The organism is Bacillus sp. MHSD_36 (assembly GCF_030757775.1).
In the GTDB taxonomy this organism is placed as follows: Bacteria; Bacillota; Bacilli; order Bacillales; family Bacillaceae_G; genus Bacillus_A.
Genome location: NZ_JAVBIS010000007.1, coordinates 116,770 through 133,846 on the forward strand (window position 1 = coordinate 116,770; position 17,077 = coordinate 133,846).

The following is a 17,077-nucleotide window of genomic DNA, read 5'->3' on the forward strand; positions in this document are numbered from 1 at the left end:
TTTTGTTTGTTCAATAAAATAAATCATGCTACAATGAAAACGAATTAAGGACCGGGGAGCCAATTGGCTGAGAGGATGTAAACAAACATCGACCCTCAACCTGATCTGGATAATGCCAGCGTAGGGAGTTACTTAAAGTGATGTAGCATATGTTATTCTATAATAACTTGCATACAAGGCTTTCCTACGCAGTAGGAAAGCCTTTTCTTGTTTTAATATTTCATTTTATAAGGGGGATTTTACTATGTCACAACAAGTTACAATTTCATTTTCAGTAGTACCACAAGCGAAGAACAAAGATGTGTATTCTGTTGTTGATAAAGCAATTGAGGTTGTACAACAATCGGGAGTTCGTTATGAAGTAGGGGCAATGGAAACAACGCTGGAAGGAGAATTAGATGTACTTCTTGATGTCATTAAACGTGCACAACAAGCGTGTGTGGATGCTGGAGCAGAAGAAGTAATTACTTCTATTAAAATCCACTATCGTCCAAGCACTGGTGTAACGATAGATGAAAAAGTTTGGAAGTACCGTGATGAATATGAAAAACCAGAAGCAATCTAAACTAATTACAACAATTTGGCTTATCCTTCTCATTGCGATATGGGAAGGATCTGTTTCATTATTTAAAATTGAACCTTGGATTTTACCGAAGCCTTCAGCCATTGTTCAAGAATTAATTGGAATGAAAGATTTACTATTACCGAATACGATACAAACGCTGCAAGAGGTTATAATTGGACTGTTCTTTGCGATTTTAATTGGGACAAGTATTGCAATTATTATGGACGTTATCCCTTTATTTCGTATTTTAATAAATCCGTTGCTTGTTATTTCGCAAACGATTCCAATCGTTGTACTTGCACCATTATTTATTATTTGGTTTGGATATGGAATGCTACCGAAAGTAATGGTAGTCATACTCGTTTGTTTCTTTCCGATTGCGCTTAGCATTTTAGAAGGTTTTCAAACTGTAGATAAAAATATGTTGAAGTTGTTGCAAACGATGAAGGCAACGAAATGGCAAGTTTATCAGAAAGTAAAGTTTCCAGCAGTGCTTCCATACTTTTTCTCAGGTTTAAAAATTGCAGTTACATATAGCGTAATGGGAGCGATTATTGGGGAATGGCTCGGTGCCAGTGAAGGATTAGGAGTTATGCTTACGAGGGCTACGAAATCCTTTTTAACAGCCCGAGTATTTGGTGTTGCAGCAATTATTGTTATGGTGACATTATGTCTGTATTTTATCGTAGAGTTTATGGCAAGAATAACAGCACCATGGATATATAGAAAGGACGGCAGAAAATGAAAAAAGGTTTAAAAGTTATGTTGGTCGCCTTATTAGCGTTAGGTGTGGTTGGATGTAATCCGGCCAAGAAAGAAGAAAGTGCAGGTAAAGATCAAAAAGTAAAAGTAGTATTAGATTGGTTTCCGAATACGAATCATACTGGCTTATATGTAGCGCAAGCGAAAGATTATTATAAAAAACAAGGCTTAGATGTAGAAATTATTCAGCCTGGTGATAATGTGACAGCGGAGCAAATGATAGCTTCAGGAAAAGCTGACTTCGCAATAAGCGCACAAGAAAATGTAACGCTGGCTCGTGTGGAAGGTATTCCTGTTGTGTCTGTAGGAGCGATTATTCAGCATAACACTTCAGCTTTTGCATCGCTTAAGAAAGATAACATGACTTCACCGAAAGATTTTGAAGGAAAACGTTACGGAGGCTGGGGAGGACCAGCAGAAGAAGCTACATTAAAGACAATTATGGAGAAAAATCAAGCTGATTTTAATAAAGTTGAAAAAATCATCTTAGGACAAACAGATTTCTTTAAATCAATCGGTCGAGATGCAGACTTTGAATGGATTTATTACGGATGGGATGGAATTGAAGCGAAGCGCCAAGGAAAAGAGTTAAATACGATCATGGTGAAAGACCTAGATCCAGCGCTTGATTTCTATAGTCCTGTTATGATTACGAGTGAAAAACATACGAAACAAGATAAAGACTTTGTGAAAAAGTTTATGAGTGCAACGACAGAAGGTTATAACTTTGCAATTAAAGAACCGAAAGAAGCTGCTGATATTTTAATTAAGGCTGTTCCAGATGTAAATAAAGACTTAGTACAAGAAAGTCAAAAGTGGTTAAGTACGAAGTATCAAGATGATGCAAAAGCATGGGGAGTACAGAAGGAAGAAGTTTGGACGAATTACATGAATTTCTTATATGATAACAAAGTTATTAAGAAGAAAATTGATGTGAAAGATGCCTTTACAAATGAGTTCCTTCCAAGCGAAAAATGAGCGGATTACAAATAAAAGATATTGTAAAATCTTTCGATGGAAAGAATGTATTAGCAAATATTAGTGCTTCTATACAAGAAGGAGAGTTTGTTTCCTTTGTAGGACCGAGTGGTTGCGGGAAAAGCACATTATTAAATATGATTGCAAATGTTGAAAATCCAACAAGTGGGAATGTAACGTATAAGGATACGCACGTACAAGAGCAAGATGTCGTAAGTTATATGCCGCAACAAGACTTATTACTACCGTGGCGATCAGCTTTGCAAAATATAGTGCTGCCATTGGAAATCGAAGGGAAACCGAAAAAACAAAGGCTCACAGAAGGAATGGAAGCATTAAAGCAGTTTCAGCTAGATGAATATGCAGACCATTATCCAGATGAATTGTCTGGTGGTATGCGCCAAAGGATTAGTTTTTTGCGCACATATTTATGTGAAAAACCAATTATGCTACTTGATGAGCCTTTTGGAAAATTAGATGCCTTTACAAAAATGGAAGTACATAGCTGGCTTTTGAACTCTTGGCACCAAGAGAAGCAAACGATCGTTATGGTTACACATGACTTAGATGAGGCAATCTTGCTTTCGGATCGCGTATTTATTTTATCTCAAAGACCAGCATCGATAGTTGGTGAGGTACAAGTGAAATTACCTAGACCACGAACGATGGATATGTTAACATCACTGGAGTTAAAGAAGGATAAGGAAGAAATTCTGAGAGTATTAGCTCCTTATATGAAAAAATAGAAAAAGTCTTTTAACAGTTTTTGGTATAATTACTGTTAAGAGGCTTTTTTATATAGGAGAAGGAACAAAAGAAAAGATAGAGAATAGAATATAAAAGAGTAGTTTATACTCTTAATATAACAAATGTTAAAGGAGTGAAAGGATAAAATGACTTTATCAACTGTTCTTCAAATGGTTTTAGCTTGATAAGGGAGAAGTCTGCCCATTTTTAACGATTAAGCTAAATTGAAGACAGCAGGTAAAGAACCTTAATCCTTTTTTACGATAATATGTAATGGGTAAGGTGTATTCACCTTACCCATTTTTTATATGCACAATTAAATAAGGCTTTATACTGTTGCTTTCTCTATTTAGCTTATGAACCATAAGTAAAGGAGAGAAAAACATGAGTATATTAACAGTAGAAAATTTAAGTCATTCGTATGGTGAGAAGACCATTTTATATAATGCGTGTTTCCGACTATTAAAGGGCGAGCATGTTGGGTTAGTAGGGCAAAATGGAATTGGAAAATCAACATTGTTAAAAATTTTAACAGGAGAACTTATACATGATGATGGGAACATTGAGTGGTTTCCGCATGTGAAGGTAGGTTTCTTACAGCAGCATATCGATTTACAAGAGGGAATCACAGTTGAAGGATATTTACAAAGCGCATTTTCGGATTTGTATACGATTGAATGCGAAATGTTAAAAATTACAGAAGAAATGGATGGAGCAGCAGAAATAGAAAAATTGTTAGTAAGGTATGGAGAATTACAAACTATATTGGAAAGTTCTAATTTCTATCAAATTCATACAGAAATTGATGAAGTAGCAACCGGTTTAGGTTTACTTGAAATAGGTTTGAAAAGGGATGTTTCACAGTTAAGCGGAGGACAACGAACAAAGTTATTACTTGGGAAGCTCCTTTTAGAAAAAGCTGATATTTTATTGCTAGATGAGCCAACAAACTATTTAGATACAGCTCATATAGAATGGTTGCAATCGTATTTGAGATTGTATGAAAAAGCTTATGTGATTATTTCTCATGATGAAGTATTTTTAAACAGTATTACGAATGTGATTTATCATCTAGAAGGAGGGAAAGTGAAGCGATACGTAGGGAATTATGAACAGTTTATGCAAAGTTACCGAGTGCAAAAGAAACAATTACAATCAGCGTATGTGAAACAACAAAAAGAAATCTCTCAGTTAGAAACATTTATTCAAAAAAATAAAATTCGAAAAGCGAAACAGGCTAAAAGCCGAGAGAAAGTATTGGAGAAAATGCAAAGGGTTGAAAAGGTTAATCCTGTAACTCGATCACGTTTTGATTTCAATGTTTATGAGGAGCCAGTGAGTCGTATATTACAGGCTAAGAAACTAAGGATAGGTTATAGTGATCCATTATGTCCAGAGTTGAATTTACAAGTGAAAAAAGGAGAAAAGATAGCGATTGTTGGTCATAATGGAATTGGAAAAACGACGATGTTAAAAACGTTATTAGGCCAAATAAAACCGCTAAGTGGTTCAATTTCTATTGGAGAGCGAGTAAATCCTGCCTATTTTGCACAGGAAGAGTTTGCTTCAGAAACGACACCATTAGAGAAAGTTTGGGCAGAACGACCAGATATGACCAGAAAAGAAGTACGCCAAGCATTAGCAAAGTGTGGCTTGAAAGAAGAACACGTATTAAAACCTATTCGTTTATTGAGCGGCGGGGAACAAACGAAAGTACGTTTATGCGAACTGATCGTAACGAAAAGCAATGTTTTAATTTTAGATGAACCGACTAATCATTTGGATATAGAAACAAAGAAGTCTTTGCAGGAAGCGTTACAACAATATACAGGAACAGTTTTACTTGTCTCACATGAGCCGTCTTTTTATGAGGCATGGATCACAAAAGTATGGAATATAGAAGAATGGAACGCTGAACAATAATCATAAAGAAAAGGCATTAGCTTGTATAAGCTAATGCCTTTTCTTTGTGATTAACATGATTTTCGAGAACTCTTACATGAGAATTGTATGAAGAAGCACTCTTATGGTGCGCTTATAAGCGTGCTTTTTCTTTTGTTATATTTATAATAGTAGATGCCTTTCCCTAATAGGCGACTATCTTTCTTTGTATATATAGATAGTTTGAAATGGAATAAAAATAATTCCTATATGTTAAGGATAATGTGATTAGTATAGGAAAACAATAGAAATTAAAGGAAATTCATGTAAAATTCAGATGAACTTCACACTAACTTCATATTAGAAACTAAATATGATTATAATAAGTTATTGTAATTTCATTTGTGATTTTTCATAAAATTAAAAGTTTGAATTTAGGATAGAGTAATCAAACCTAAATTCAAACTTTAATGAAATAATTAATGGAAGTTACGTTTAGTTTTCACTAATGGATGCATTTACAAGTTCAGCAGGATTGCCTGTTCCTGCCCCTCCGATTGTAACCGATCCTCCAGGGGGAATTTCACCATTCCATCCTGCATTCGTAATTACGTAATGATTATTTATTTTACTACTAATTTTAGAATCCCAAACTTGTGTTAAATTGCCGTTGTAATCAAATTCTAATTTCCAATTTTTAATAGGTGTCGTTCCACTATTTTTAATTACAATTGAGAAGTTGTAACCACTTCCCCAATTTGAAGTGATTGAAAAGGTAGCAGTCCCATTTCCATCAGGAGGTGTTGTGTTCGTATCATCTGTTTTTACAAGAATGGAAGTAGGTTGTGATTTATTCCCAGCAGCATCTTTCGCTGTTATTGAAAATGTGTATTCTGTATTAGATTTTAAGTTTTTAATTGTAATGCTATTTGTTGTTGTACTCCATTTCTCTTCTCCGGCAGTAATTTCATATTCCGTAACTCCTACGTTATCAGTAGATGCAGTCCAATTTAATTGAACGGAGTTTGAATTTTTATTTGTAACAGCAATATTTTTTACGTTTGTTGGTGATTCAGTATCTTTTTGAGTAATAGGTCCACCAAGCAACTCTTTTACTAACGTATCAAGTAATTTAGATCCACTACAACTATATTTTGGACTTGTACGGCAATCCCCGCTTAGCTCCCAAAACATTGCGCCACTTAAACCTTTTGTTTTTATATAGTCTGTTTTATATTTCATAGATTCGCTGTCATCATAGCTAATAAACGTTCCTGTAGTTGCATGATATAAATAAGGTACTTTTGCCGCATCGTTCCAATAGCGAACAAAACCATTCTTATTAACATAATTAGCTGCTAAATCACCATAATCGTACACACCTGTGTCACCGGTAGAATAATCATCCCAAGTACCTTTAGAAGCGAGCTTTCCATCACTACCTGGTTTACAAGGTTGGTATTGTCCGTTATTTTCTTTTCCGCAACTTTTCCATCCACGCCCGTAAAAAGGTACGCCTAATACGAGTTTATCTGCTGGCACACCTTCATTTGTATAAATATCTATTGCACCATCTACGTAAAATTTCGTATCCGCAGCTGGGTCATTTGGGTCTTTATATAGAGCTGCATTATGGTTAGAAGTAGCTTCCCATCCACCGTGGAAATCATATGTCATAATATTAATCCAATCCAGTATTTGAGAGATTTTCTTTAGCTCTGTATGATCCGCATAACGTTGGCTTGCACCTGACGCGATTGTTAGTAAATATTGTTTCCCATCTTCTTTCCCAGCTTTCGTTAATGCATTTCGAACATCTTGAAGGAGTAGGGTGAAGTTTTGCTTATCTTCAGGACGATAACTACCGCCAGGAATCGTTTCAACGCCTGGGTATTCCCAATCTAAATCAACGCCGTCAAATCCATATTCGCGAAGAAAAGCAACTGTGGATTCAGCGAATACTTTTCTTGTTTTTTCATCAGCGGCCATATCAGAAAAGCGGTTAGACCAAGTCCAGCCACCAACGGAAATAATTGTTTTTAAGTGAGGATACTTAGCTTTTAATCGTTTCAGTTCTCCAAAATTTCCACAGCGGGCGTATTTATCACAATCTTCCCAAGTTGTACCTGATCCCGGATAAGATTTTGTGACATCAGCCCATGGTTCACCGAGTACGAGAGTACCATTAGGAACCTCTTTATTTTGCAGTGGTACACCAGATTCTTTACAGTTCCACGTTTGCTTATTTGGATTATCGGGGTGAGTAGAAGGGTTTCCATGTTTTCCATTCCAGCAAATATCAGCGAAAGCATAGTTTAAATGAGTTAGCTTTGATGCATCAATGTCTGCAACTTGATAATTACGTCCGTAAATGCCCCACGAAGGAAAATACCCAACAATTTTTTGACCTTGCTTTGGTGAATCTGCTAATGCGAAGTTTGGAGTAATAAAGTTTGTGAGAAAAAGAGGTAAGAAGAGTAGTAGGGATAGTAATAGCAGTGTGAATTTTTTTGATCTCATAGTCATTTCTCCTTTCAAAATAAAAGATATATTTAAAGGCTTGCGCCAATAAACCAAAATGAATCTAGACGTATGAAACGTCTAGATAAAAATGATCAGACATCACGAAGTCTATACAAGGGAGCTGGGGGTGATTAAATCGTAACAAATGTAAGATTTAGTGTAAACGCTTTATTGGATTCAAAAAGACTTTCTCAATATGAAGTGGCTCTAATACAGATTACACATGGAAATAAAATATTGATTAGGGAGGAAAAGGCTTCTTGTAATTAAATTTGAGAAAAAATTGTATGAAGTCAATTTGTAATAGCGTAGCGGGATGAGAAAATATCATGTAAAATAATAGTAAAAATATGTAAAGGAGCGAATGGTGTGGATGTCTTTTTGAACATTGCTGAAGAAAAAATTCGCCAAGCAATACGGAATGGAGATCTTGATCATATTCCGGGAAAAGGAAAACCACTACAATTAGAAGACCTTTCAACGGTACCTCCAGAACTGAGAATGAGTTATAAAATTTTAAAAAATGCGGGCATGATTCCACCAGAAATGGAACTACAAAAAGATATATTAAAAATAGAAGATTTAATTGCGTGCTGTTATGATGAAGCAGAGAGAAAAAAATTACAAGAAGAGTTAACAGCAAAAATGCTGCGTTTTCAGCAGGTAATGGAAAAGAGAAAGATTAAAGATAGTTCGGCTTTTCGTATGTATCAGGATAAAGTATTTCGTAAATTACGCTAAGAGGGATAAGATGAATACATTTGAAACGATAGAAGAATTAGCAACATATATTGAAGAACAACAATTAGTACTGCTCTTTATTAAAACGGAAAATTGTGGTGTTTGTGATGTTATGTTAAGAAAAGTAAATTGCGTATTAGAGAATTATGATTATGTAGAGAAAGTAGAAATATTACTACAAGACATGCAAGAAATCGCGGGGCGATATGCAGTATTTACAGGACCAACCGTTTTATTATTTTATAATGGAAAAGAAATTCTTCGTGAATCACGCTTTATTTCACTTGAAAATCTAGAAAGAACCATTCAATTATTCGAAGATTAAGGGAGGTTTTTATATGGAATTTATTATTTTCATACTATTATTTGTTGTAGTTGGAATAATTGTAACAGCAGTTCGATCAAACAAAAAGAAGGTAAATCTTACGAAACAAAATAACATTCATAATTCATCTAACAACTCATCACCATTATTTTTCTTTGCTGGATCTGATAATGATAGCTCGCACGATGGAGGCTCACATGATTGCGGAGGATCTTTCGGTGGAGATAGCGGAGGCAGCTGCGATGGCGGCGGAGGTGGCGGTGATTGATGAAAATGCGCCTTATATAGGCGTATTTCTTTTTAAACAAACGTTTGATTAACTATTTTAACGTACTAAGGAGAATGGGAATGAAAAGGGAACCGAAAGTGAAAAACAAGGGGAAAGTAATGTTATTTTTATTAGCTGCGGGAGGCGTATTTCTTGTTAAATTAGGATTTAAAATCGGAATAATACATATGATTCGAACATGGTTTGAAAGTACGTTTTCTTAAATAAGAAATATAGCCTCTTGTAATAGGGGTTTTTAATTTGTTATTATTAGACTGAACGGTCGGTTTAAAGAGGTGTAAATATGAGAAGAAGCGCAGAAGAAATAAAGAAGGAAATTGCATATAAAGCAGAAAGTCTGTTTTCACAGAAGGGCTATGCAGCTACATCTATGGAAGAGATTTGTGAAATTACAGAGAGAAGTAAAGGAAGTATTTATTATCACTTTAAAAGTAAAGAAGAATTATTTTTATTTGTAGTAAAACAGCATACGTATGATTGGCTTGAAAAATGGAATGAAAAAGAAAAGTTGTATAGTACGAATACTGAAAAACTATATGGTCTCGCAGAATATCATGTAGAGGACATACAGCAACCAATTTCAAATGCAATAGAGGAATTCTCTATGAGCCAAGTTGTAAGTAAAGAGATTTTGGATGAACTACTAGCTTTAACTAGAGAATCATATGTTATGTTTGAGAAACTAATTGAAGCAGGCATACAGTCTGGAGAGTTTCGTGAAGATAATACGCGCGATCTTATGTATATTGTGCATGGATTATTATCAGGGCTTGGGGTACTTTACTACGAGTTAGATTATAAAGAGCTGAAACGTATTTATAAAAAGGCAATAGATGTATTGTTAAAAGGAATGGCAGCTGAATAATAGGTCAGTTGCTTTTCTTACAAAATAAGTTAGACCGAACGGTCGGTTTATGAAAGGGGAATGAAAATGAACGCTTTATTTAAAAACCGAGCCTTTATGCTCGTTATGGCATCTGATATTTTACAACAATTTGCAATTTGGATTAGAAATATGGCCCTCCTATATTTCATAATGGAGCGAACAAATAATGATCCAGTCTCCGTTTCATTGTTATCGGTTATGGAATATGCACCTATTTTTATTTTCTCGTTTATCGGTGGTGCGCTAGCGGATCGCTGGAATCCGAAAAGAACGATGGTTGCTGGAGATGTATTAAGCGTACTGTCTATTATAGGAATTGTCTTGTTGCTAAAGCTAGATTATTGGCAGGCTATATTCTTTGCAACACTCATTTCCGCGATTGTAGGTCAGTTTTCTCAGCCATCATCTTCTCGTATATTTAAGCGCTACGTAAAAGAGGAACAGGTAGCAAATGCGATTGCATTTAACCAAACATTACAGTCATTATTTCTGATTTTTGGACCAGTGGTAGGATCGCTTGTGTATACACAACTTGGTTTATTTACGTCACTATATAGCTTAATCATTTTATTTTTGTTATCTGCTATCGCCCTTTCATTCTTACCAAAATGGGTTGAAAAAGAGCAAGTGGCGAGAGATTCATTAAAAAATGATATAAAAGAAGGGTGGAAATATGTTCTTCATACGAAAAATTTACGTATGATTACGATCACTTTCACCATTATGGGCTTAGCTGTTGGACTAACGAATCCATTAGAAGTGTTTCTTGTAATAGAACGGCTTGGAATGGAAAAGGAAGCAGTTCAATATTTAGCCGCAGCTGATGGAATAGGTATGTTAATCGGTGGTATTGTTGCTGCAGTTTTTGCTTCAAAAGTGAATCCGAAAAAGATGTTTGTATTTGGTATGAGCATATTAGCGATGTCATTTTTAGTAGAAGGGATATCTACATCATTTTGGATTACTAGTTTTATGAGATTTGGAACAGGTATTTGTTTAGCTTGTGTTAATATCGTTGTCGGTACGCTTATGATTCAACTTGTACCAGAAAATATGGTTGGAAGAGTAAATGGAACAATTTTGCCACTGTTTATGGGGGCAATGTTAATTGGAACTTCACTAGCTGGAGGGTTAAAGGAACTAACGTCACTAGTTACCGTATTTTGTATAGCAATGTCACTTATTTTATTAGCAATAGGTCCAGTTTTACGTATGCAAATAAAAAAAGAAGATATTGTTAATCGAGAGGAAATGATGAATTCATTAGTCTCGAAATAGCTATTGTAGGGGGCTTGGATGGCCCCTTTTTTCACGGTGATCTTTTGACAATGAAATGTACCGACTATATACTAATGTTGTAAAAACGATTTTACATGTTAGGAGAAAAGATGTGAAAAATCAAATTTATGAATTACGCACTGAAAATAATATTTCACAAGGTGCATTAGCTGATAAGTGTAAAGTCTCAAGACAGACGATAAATGCAATTGAGAATAATAAATATGATCCAAGCTTAGCGTTAGCTTTTCGTTTAGCGGAAGTATTAGGAACAACTGTTGATAAACTATTTTTGTATAAGATGTAGCGTCTTTCATTGTGGGGCGTTATTAATAAAAGTATAGAAAAGATCCTCTTCTTATGTGAAGAGGATCTTTTTCTTATAGTGTTTTAGTCTTTGGACTAGGTGGTGTAACGGATGTATGATTTTCTGGAACTTTAGTTAGTAAGAATCCCCCGATAATGAACAGTACAATAATGCTAAGGACACCAGCGTTTGTTTTTCCTGTTAATTGAGTTGTAACACCGACTAATACTGGACCCATAATTGCGGCAAACTTGCCAAATATGTTATAAAATCCGAAGAATTCATTTGCCGATTCTTTAGGTACTAGTTTAGCAAAATAGGAGCGACTAAGTGCTTGAATCCCACCCTGAGAAGTGGCAACTAACATTGCTAAAATCCAGAAATCGAGTGTCGTTTTTAAGAAATAAGCATATGTGCAGATAATGATATAAATAATAATACCGACATATAGCATCTTTTTACCTGTAAATGTTTCTGATAATTTTCCGTATAATAAAGCGAATGGACAAGCTACAATTTGTGTGACGAATAAGATGATTAATAGATTTGTTGCACTAATACCAAGATCTGTTCCGTAAGCAGTGGACATAGTAATAATTGTATCGACCCCATCAATATAGAAAAAGTAAGCGATTAGGAACATGAATACAGTTTTATATTCTTTAATATTTTTAAAAGTATCAGCAAGGCGTTTGAAGCTCATTGTAATTGGTTTAGGGTGACGTTCAATATAGTGTGTTTGCTCTACGTTTTTTAGCATTGGAATTGTAAATAACCCCCACCAAAGAGCTGTTATCGCAAATGAAATTTGACTAGCAATACCAACAGATAAAGGGATAGTTCCTTTTTGAGCAAGAATAATAAGAGCGATACAACCGATGAAAGGAATAGTACTCCCAATATAGCCTAATGCGAAACCTCGCGTAGAAATTCGATCCATTCTATCTTCAGAAGTGACATCTACTAAAAATGCATCATAAAAAATGTTTGCTCCAGCAAAACCGACTAATGCGAGCATATAGCATCCTAGTAATAAGTACCACTGAGATGTTGGGACGACTGCTAGCATACTTGTAAATACGATACCAAGTCCAAAGAAGAATGTGAAAAATCGTTTTTTAAATCCTTTATAATCAGCAACTGTGCCGAGAATAGGGGCAAGTATAGAAATTAAAAGTGTAGCGAACGAGTTTGCATATCCCCAATATGCTGTTGAAGTTGCACCAGAAAGCCCAGCGTCTTTTGCAGCTGCCTTAAAGTAGATTGGGAATAATGCAGTTGTAATGACGAGCGAATAGACGGAGTTCGCCCAATCGTATAATATCCAGCTTTTTTCTTGTCTGGACATTTTTTTCATATAGTGTTCCCCCTTAAATTTGTTCTACTAACAGTGTACAAAAATAAAAATTATAAAAAGAGAAACAGTGATGATTTTTACATAACTTTTACATATATACACAGTTCTTTACAATTGGAGTAAATCCTCTACAATGGACCCGTCTGTTTCACCTAAGTGTAAACCGAGTAGTCTAGCGATAGTTGGACCTTCATCAATAAGTCTCATATACGGAATGGTAACGCCGTTTTTTATCCCTTTCCCAGCAGTGATAAAAATTGTTTCATAGTTAGGTTTTGTTGGAGAGTATCCATGCGTACCAAATGTATATTTTTTACTAGGCGTAACGTCTTTTTCAGTAATCTCTTTTATAAAATCTCCTTTATAGTTTTCAGTGAAATAATACCCTTCGCGAGCTTCTAACATAAATAAACAATTACCATCGGCACCGCAGTCTTTTGCAGCTTCATCATGAAGTATAAATTCAATTCCATTTTGTTTATTTTGAAGTAGTTCTTCGAGGAGTAGTTGTACGTCTCGAATTGTATCGGTATCGTTCTTATCTTTCACATATACATAAGCAGATCCGTCACAACTTTGACAATAGGCCTTCCAGTCTATTAATTTTCCTTTTGAATTTATAGATAGTAGCCCGTTTTGATGAAATAGTACATTTAATTGAATGGCTTTGTTTTCACTTAAAGCGCTATGGTCACCAAGAGCGATAATTGTACTCTCTTCGTATAGGTCACTGTCTTTTAAAGCTTGAATAATTTTTCCTAGCCGTTCATCGTGTCTATGAATTGCAGCTATTGTTTCTTTTGATTCAAAGCCGTGATAGTGTCTTTGCGTGTCTAAATCGGTGAAATGTACAAACATGACATTAGGCTTCTTCGATTGGATTGTATACACAGCAGAAGCAAGTACGAAATCATCGAGTTCAGGTTGTGACAAACCATTTCGTATGTGGCCGAAGCGACGATTTAAATCTAATTGATATAGCGGACTACCGCTAAATAATGAAACTAAAACTTGATTTTGCCACGGTCTATTTGGAAAGATTTCTGGTAAATTGTAATCAATATTTGCTCTTCCAGTAACAGGCCATAGAAGGGCAGCTGTTGTTAAATTTGCTTTACGTGCTTCATCGTATAACGTTGTTCCCTTAATGGATTTTCGGTACCAATGCCAATCGGGTGACTCGCGTCCAGGTTGAAGTAACGTATTGCTAACTACGCCATGTTTATTAGGATAGTTTCCAGTAACGATTGTTGAGTGACTTGGGTATGTTACAGAAGGATAAATAGGTTCCACTTTTTTCGCGATCGCGCCCTTGTTTATTAATGTTTGGAAATTAGGAAGTTTTTGTAATATAGGAAAATCTAAAGCTGATAAGCAATCGAAAGATAAAATAATGACATGGTTTGTTAATGCTTTATCCATAAAGTTCCCCCCTGATTATATAAAACTTATTCTTATATATTACTATTAATACCTAGTAATAAAAATATAATTTTAAGGTGGAAATTTATTATTTATTTTCAGAAAAATTAAACATATAATTAAGTATAAGGGAATGAATGGAAGGAGGGAATACTATGGATTGGCTAGATGGATTTAGTATCTTTTACATCATTGGCGGAATTACGATTATCCTTGTATTTGCTATTTCGTATTTATTAAAGAAACAGTTTCCAGACAAGCAGTTTGATATTATATTTGCACTTAGTTTAATACTTCTTTGCCTAGCATCCTTTCCGGTTTCAATGATGGTGATTGGTGGATGGGAAGGAATGGGATATGGATTTATTGGTTTCTTCGTTCTACTTGGTACACTTATCGGTATGATTGCCCATCAACTTTTAAAAATCACGAGAAAAAGCTACGTATAAAACTGCAAAAAACGAAAAGAATATATAAAAATGAGAAAATTAGCTATTGTTTTAAAAAAGAATTTGTATTATGATAATCAACAAATTTATTTCGTTATAACGATGAAAAAGGACTAGTACATGTTCAACCTTTTTAGCAGAGAGAGAATCCAACTGGCTGAAAGATTCTTAAAAAGGAGATATGGAACCTACCTTTGCGTTCTGCATATGCAGCGGGAATTTCCCGTTATCAAAAAGAGAGCATGCGCAATTTTTGTGCATGAATCAGGGTGGTAACGCCGGCAAAGCTCGGTCCCTATTTAGGGATGCGGGCTTTTTTGTATTTTCTAGAAGGAGGAAGACTTACTATGGCAAAAGAACAAGTACAAGCGATTACAAAGATGGAAGAGGACTTTGCACAGTGGTACACAGATATTGTAAAAAAAGCAGAACTTGTTGATTATTCAAGTGTAAAAGGATGTATGATTCTACGCCCGTACGGTTATGCCTTATGGGAAAATATGCAGAAAGTGATGGATGAGAAGTTAAAAGCAACTGGTCATGAAAATGTGTATATGCCAATGTTTATCCCAGAGAGTTTATTGCAAAAGGAGAAGGATCATGTAGAAGGATTCGCTCCTGAAGTAGCATGGGTGACGCATGGCGGGGATGAAAAGTTAGCGGAGAGACTTTGTATACGCCCTACATCTGAAACTTTATTCTGTGAGCATTTTTCAAAAATTGTGCAATCGTATAATGATTTGCCAAAGTTATATAATCAGTGGTGTTCAGTAGTTCGTTGGGAAAAGACAACGAGACCATTCCTTCGTACAACGGAATTCTTATGGCAAGAGGGTCATACAATTCATGAAACGGCAGAAGAATCGCAAGCTGAAACATTAAATATTTTAAATCTATATGCTTCTTTCTGTGAAGATTACTTAGCGATACCGGTAATTAAAGGACAAAAAACAGAAAAAGAAAAATTTGCGGGCGCAAAGGCAACTTATACAATTGAAAGCTTAATGCATGATGGAAAAGCACTTCAAACAGGAACATCCCATAACTTTGGAACGAATTTCTCTGAAGCATTTGATATTAAATTTTTAGATCGTACCGGTAAGTGGCAATATGTACACCAAACATCTTGGGGAGTATCAACAAGAATGATAGGTGGACTTATTATGGTTCATAGTGATAATAATGGGCTTGTAATGCCTCCTAAAGTCGCACCGGTGCAAGTTGTTATCGTACCGATTGCTCAGCATAAAGAAGGAGTTTTATCGAAAGCAACAGAGTTACAAGGACATATTCAAAAGGTTGCGCGCGTAAAAATAGATGCTAGTAATAAAACACCAGGCTGGAAATTTAATGAGTATGAAATGAAGGGCATTCCAATTCGATTAGAAGTTGGTCCTAAAGATATTGAAAAGAATCAAGTTGTACTTGTAAGAAGAGATACAAAAGAAAAAGAATGTATATCAATGGATCAATTAGAAGAACGTATTCCAGCACTACTTGAGGAAATTCATCATTCTTTATTTAATAAGGCAAAAGTATTCCGCGATGAGAATACGTATAGTGCGGCGAATTTCGAAGAGATGAAAAAAGTAGCCGATGAAAAACAGGGATTTATTAAGGCAATGTGGTGCGGAGAATTAGCGTGTGAAGAGAAACTAAAAGAAGAAGTTGGAGTATCTTCTCGATGTATGCCTTTTGAGCAAGAGCATTTAGCTGACGAATGTATTTGTTGTGGTAAAGAAGCTAAGCAAATGGTGTATTGGGGAAAAGCGTATTAAGACTCTTTCTTATAGATGAAACAAAGGACTTTGGATTGCATAATAAAATGCAATCCAAAGTCCTTTTTAGTTTTATATTTGTTTCATGTATTTTTTAGATGGAAGGATATTGGTTTTTATTTTGCATTTTTACGGCGAATAAACAATAACATACCAATGTAATATTGCATAGGAAAAAGAGTTTTATGCAAAAAACTGTATAGAAAAAAGATGTTCACAATTTTTATGTTTGTATTTAGATATTCGGAATATATATATCGAAATGATATGTTAAGATTAATAGTAAGACGGATAAAAAAAGGAGGCTAAAGAATATAGGATTTCCTATATTCTTATAAAAATATGAAGCAAACAACAAAACAAATAATAACAGGTACATTTCTAGCGACAGCAGCATCTTTTATTTCGACTCATGCCTTTGCAGAAAGTGATAATTTAGCAACAGTAAATGCAACAAACTTAAATATACGTGAACAACCTACAACTCAAGGGAAAGTTATAGGAACAGTAAAACAAGGAACCAGTGTACAAGTTTTAAGTCAGGAAAAAGAATGGGCAAAAATTTCTCATAATGGAAAAGAAGGGTATGTCGCATTACAATTTTTGGGGTTTTCAAGTGAAAATCCAAGCGTTGAACAAAAACAACAATTAACAATTAATAATGGACAAAAAGAAGAGGGAATTGTTACGGCGACTCGTTTGAATGTACGTAATAGTCCGGTTTTAGGTAGTTCAATGATTGGCTACGTTCAAAAAAATGAAAAAGTAACGGTACTAGGAAAAGCAAAT

The 17,077-nt window shown here is 35.0% G+C and carries 18 protein-coding genes, 1 riboswitch and 1 other annotated feature; of the genes, 15 read left to right on the plus strand and 3 right to left on the minus strand.

Annotated features, from left to right (window positions below; genetic code table 11):
* Positions 1–42: 42 nt before the first annotated feature.
* Positions 43–144: riboswitch (TPP riboswitch) on the plus strand.
* A gap of 100 nt (positions 145–244) precedes the next feature.
* From Q9B79_RS22985 to Q9B79_RS23005, 5 genes are all read left to right on the plus strand, one after another.
* Positions 245–565 (plus strand): MTH1187 family thiamine-binding protein, encoded by a 321-nt coding sequence (locus Q9B79_RS22985; RefSeq protein ID WP_306187952.1) that lies wholly within the window; start codon positions 245–247, stop codon positions 563–565.
* Positions 537–1,310 carry an ABC transporter permease gene (locus Q9B79_RS22990; RefSeq protein WP_306187954.1) on the plus strand — a complete coding sequence of 258 codons (774 nt, stop codon included), beginning with the start codon at positions 537–539 and terminating at the stop codon, positions 1,308–1,310. Before Q9B79_RS22985 ends, Q9B79_RS22990 begins: the two co-directional genes overlap by 29 nt.
* Positions 1,307–2,305: an ABC transporter substrate-binding protein gene (locus tag Q9B79_RS22995; RefSeq protein WP_306187956.1), complete on the plus strand. Its 999-nt coding sequence runs from the start codon at positions 1,307–1,309 to the stop codon at positions 2,303–2,305. The genes Q9B79_RS22990 and Q9B79_RS22995 overlap by 4 nt, the downstream gene beginning before the upstream one ends.
* Positions 2,302–3,051, plus strand: coding sequence for an ABC transporter ATP-binding protein (locus Q9B79_RS23000; protein ID WP_306187957.1), 750 nt, complete (start codon positions 2,302–2,304; stop codon positions 3,049–3,051). The genes Q9B79_RS22995 and Q9B79_RS23000 overlap by 4 nt, the downstream gene beginning before the upstream one ends.
* Positions 3,052–3,436: 385 nt before the next feature.
* Positions 3,437–4,975, plus strand: a complete 1,539-nt coding sequence (locus Q9B79_RS23005; protein WP_306187959.1) for an ABC-F family ATP-binding cassette domain-containing protein — start codon at positions 3,437–3,439, stop codon at positions 4,973–4,975.
* Positions 4,976–5,428: 453 nt separating this feature from the next.
* Here the strand turns inward: Q9B79_RS23005 and Q9B79_RS23010 are convergent, their stop codons facing one another.
* Positions 5,429–7,453, minus strand: coding sequence for a glycosyl hydrolase family 18 protein (locus Q9B79_RS23010; RefSeq protein WP_306187961.1), 2,025 nt, complete (start codon positions 7,451–7,453; stop codon positions 5,429–5,431).
* A 372-nt stretch (positions 7,454–7,825) separates the two neighbouring features.
* Here Q9B79_RS23010 and Q9B79_RS23015 point away from each other — a divergent pair, with 372 nt between their 5' ends.
* From Q9B79_RS23015 to Q9B79_RS23045, 7 genes are all read left to right on the plus strand, one after another.
* Complete coding sequence (locus tag Q9B79_RS23015) at positions 7,826–8,197, plus strand: DnaJ family domain-containing protein (RefSeq protein ID WP_071729606.1); 372 nt, start codon at positions 7,826–7,828, stop codon at positions 8,195–8,197.
* A 10-nt stretch (positions 8,198–8,207) separates the two neighbouring features.
* Positions 8,208–8,522, plus strand: coding sequence for a thioredoxin family protein (locus tag Q9B79_RS23020; RefSeq protein WP_071729604.1), 315 nt, complete (start codon positions 8,208–8,210; stop codon positions 8,520–8,522).
* Positions 8,523–8,535: 13 nt separating this feature from the next.
* Entirely contained in the window at positions 8,536–8,790 is a 255-nt protein-coding gene (locus tag Q9B79_RS23025; protein ID WP_071729602.1) for a hypothetical protein, read from the plus strand.
* Between the two features lie 80 nt (positions 8,791–8,870).
* A complete protein-coding gene (locus tag Q9B79_RS23030; RefSeq protein WP_000817976.1) occupies positions 8,871–9,014 on the plus strand; it encodes a hypothetical protein in 144 nt (47 codons plus the stop codon).
* Between the two features lie 80 nt (positions 9,015–9,094).
* Positions 9,095–9,676, plus strand: a complete 582-nt coding sequence (locus Q9B79_RS23035; protein ID WP_306187974.1) for a TetR/AcrR family transcriptional regulator — start codon at positions 9,095–9,097, stop codon at positions 9,674–9,676.
* Between the two features lie 66 nt (positions 9,677–9,742).
* A complete protein-coding gene (locus tag Q9B79_RS23040; RefSeq protein ID WP_306187976.1) occupies positions 9,743–10,975 on the plus strand; it encodes an MFS transporter in 1,233 nt (410 codons plus the stop codon).
* A 55-nt stretch (positions 10,976–11,030) separates the two neighbouring features.
* Positions 11,031–11,282, plus strand: a complete 252-nt coding sequence (locus Q9B79_RS23045; RefSeq protein WP_002078892.1) for a helix-turn-helix transcriptional regulator — start codon at positions 11,031–11,033, stop codon at positions 11,280–11,282.
* Between the two features lie 73 nt (positions 11,283–11,355).
* Here the strand turns inward: Q9B79_RS23045 and Q9B79_RS23050 are convergent, their stop codons facing one another.
* Both Q9B79_RS23050 and Q9B79_RS23055 read right to left on the minus strand, forming a co-directional pair.
* Positions 11,356–12,639 (minus strand): MFS transporter, encoded by a 1,284-nt coding sequence (locus Q9B79_RS23050; RefSeq protein ID WP_306187977.1) that lies wholly within the window; start codon positions 12,637–12,639, stop codon positions 11,356–11,358.
* 108 nt (positions 12,640–12,747) lie between these two features.
* The gene (locus Q9B79_RS23055) at positions 12,748–14,061 is read right to left on the minus strand and encodes an alkaline phosphatase family protein (protein WP_306187979.1); all 1,314 of its coding nucleotides are present in this window, start codon (positions 14,059–14,061) and stop codon (positions 12,748–12,750) included.
* Between the two features lie 155 nt (positions 14,062–14,216).
* Between Q9B79_RS23055 and Q9B79_RS23060 the strand changes: the two genes are divergently transcribed.
* The 3 genes from Q9B79_RS23060 to Q9B79_RS23070 form a co-directional block, all read left to right on the plus strand.
* Complete coding sequence (locus tag Q9B79_RS23060; RefSeq protein WP_142337452.1) at positions 14,217–14,510, plus strand: YesK-like family protein; 294 nt, start codon at positions 14,217–14,219, stop codon at positions 14,508–14,510.
* A gap of 93 nt (positions 14,511–14,603) precedes the next feature.
* Positions 14,604–14,810 (plus strand) — a binding site (T-box leader).
* A gap of 47 nt (positions 14,811–14,857) precedes the next feature.
* Positions 14,858–16,288, plus strand: coding sequence for a proline--tRNA ligase (proS, locus tag Q9B79_RS23065; RefSeq protein ID WP_306187981.1), 1,431 nt, complete (start codon positions 14,858–14,860; stop codon positions 16,286–16,288).
* 342 nt (positions 16,289–16,630) lie between these two features.
* On the plus strand, positions 16,631–17,077 hold a 447-nt coding region (locus Q9B79_RS23070), incomplete at its 3' end, for an SH3 domain-containing protein (protein WP_306187982.1).

What these genes read in the sequence shown, in the direction of transcription:
- Q9B79_RS23020 (WP_071729604.1), top strand. Translation starts at nt 8,208, where the DNA reads ATGAATACATTTGAAACGATAGAAGAATTAGCAACATATATTGAAGAA.
- Q9B79_RS22985 (WP_306187952.1), top strand. Translation starts at nt 245, where the DNA reads ATGTCACAACAAGTTACAATTTCATTTTCAGTAGTACCACAAGCGAAG.
- Q9B79_RS23025 (WP_071729602.1), top strand. Translation starts at nt 8,536, where the DNA reads ATGGAATTTATTATTTTCATACTATTATTTGTTGTAGTTGGAATAATT.
- Q9B79_RS23030 (WP_000817976.1), top strand. Translation starts at nt 8,871, where the DNA reads ATGAAAAGGGAACCGAAAGTGAAAAACAAGGGGAAAGTAATGTTATTT.
- Q9B79_RS22990 (WP_306187954.1), top strand. Translation starts at nt 537, where the DNA reads ATGAATATGAAAAACCAGAAGCAATCTAAACTAATTACAACAATTTGG.
- Q9B79_RS23005 (WP_306187959.1), top strand. Translation starts at nt 3,437, where the DNA reads ATGAGTATATTAACAGTAGAAAATTTAAGTCATTCGTATGGTGAGAAG.
- Q9B79_RS23035 (WP_306187974.1), top strand. Translation starts at nt 9,095, where the DNA reads ATGAGAAGAAGCGCAGAAGAAATAAAGAAGGAAATTGCATATAAAGCA.
- Q9B79_RS23010 (WP_306187961.1), bottom strand. Translation starts at nt 7,453, where the DNA reads ATGAGATCAAAAAAATTCACACTGCTATTACTATCCCTACTACTCTTC.
- proS (WP_306187981.1), top strand. Translation starts at nt 14,858, where the DNA reads ATGGCAAAAGAACAAGTACAAGCGATTACAAAGATGGAAGAGGACTTT.
- Q9B79_RS23050 (WP_306187977.1), bottom strand. Translation starts at nt 12,639, where the DNA reads ATGAAAAAAATGTCCAGACAAGAAAAAAGCTGGATATTATACGATTGG.
- Q9B79_RS23060 (WP_142337452.1), top strand. Translation starts at nt 14,217, where the DNA reads ATGGATTGGCTAGATGGATTTAGTATCTTTTACATCATTGGCGGAATT.
- Q9B79_RS23045 (WP_002078892.1), top strand. Translation starts at nt 11,031, where the DNA reads ATGTACCGACTATATACTAATGTTGTAAAAACGATTTTACATGTTAGG.
- Q9B79_RS22995 (WP_306187956.1), top strand. Translation starts at nt 1,307, where the DNA reads ATGAAAAAAGGTTTAAAAGTTATGTTGGTCGCCTTATTAGCGTTAGGT.
- Q9B79_RS23055 (WP_306187979.1), bottom strand. Translation starts at nt 14,061, where the DNA reads ATGGATAAAGCATTAACAAACCATGTCATTATTTTATCTTTCGATTGC.
- Q9B79_RS23040 (WP_306187976.1), top strand. Translation starts at nt 9,743, where the DNA reads ATGAACGCTTTATTTAAAAACCGAGCCTTTATGCTCGTTATGGCATCT.
- Q9B79_RS23000 (WP_306187957.1), top strand. Translation starts at nt 2,302, where the DNA reads ATGAGCGGATTACAAATAAAAGATATTGTAAAATCTTTCGATGGAAAG.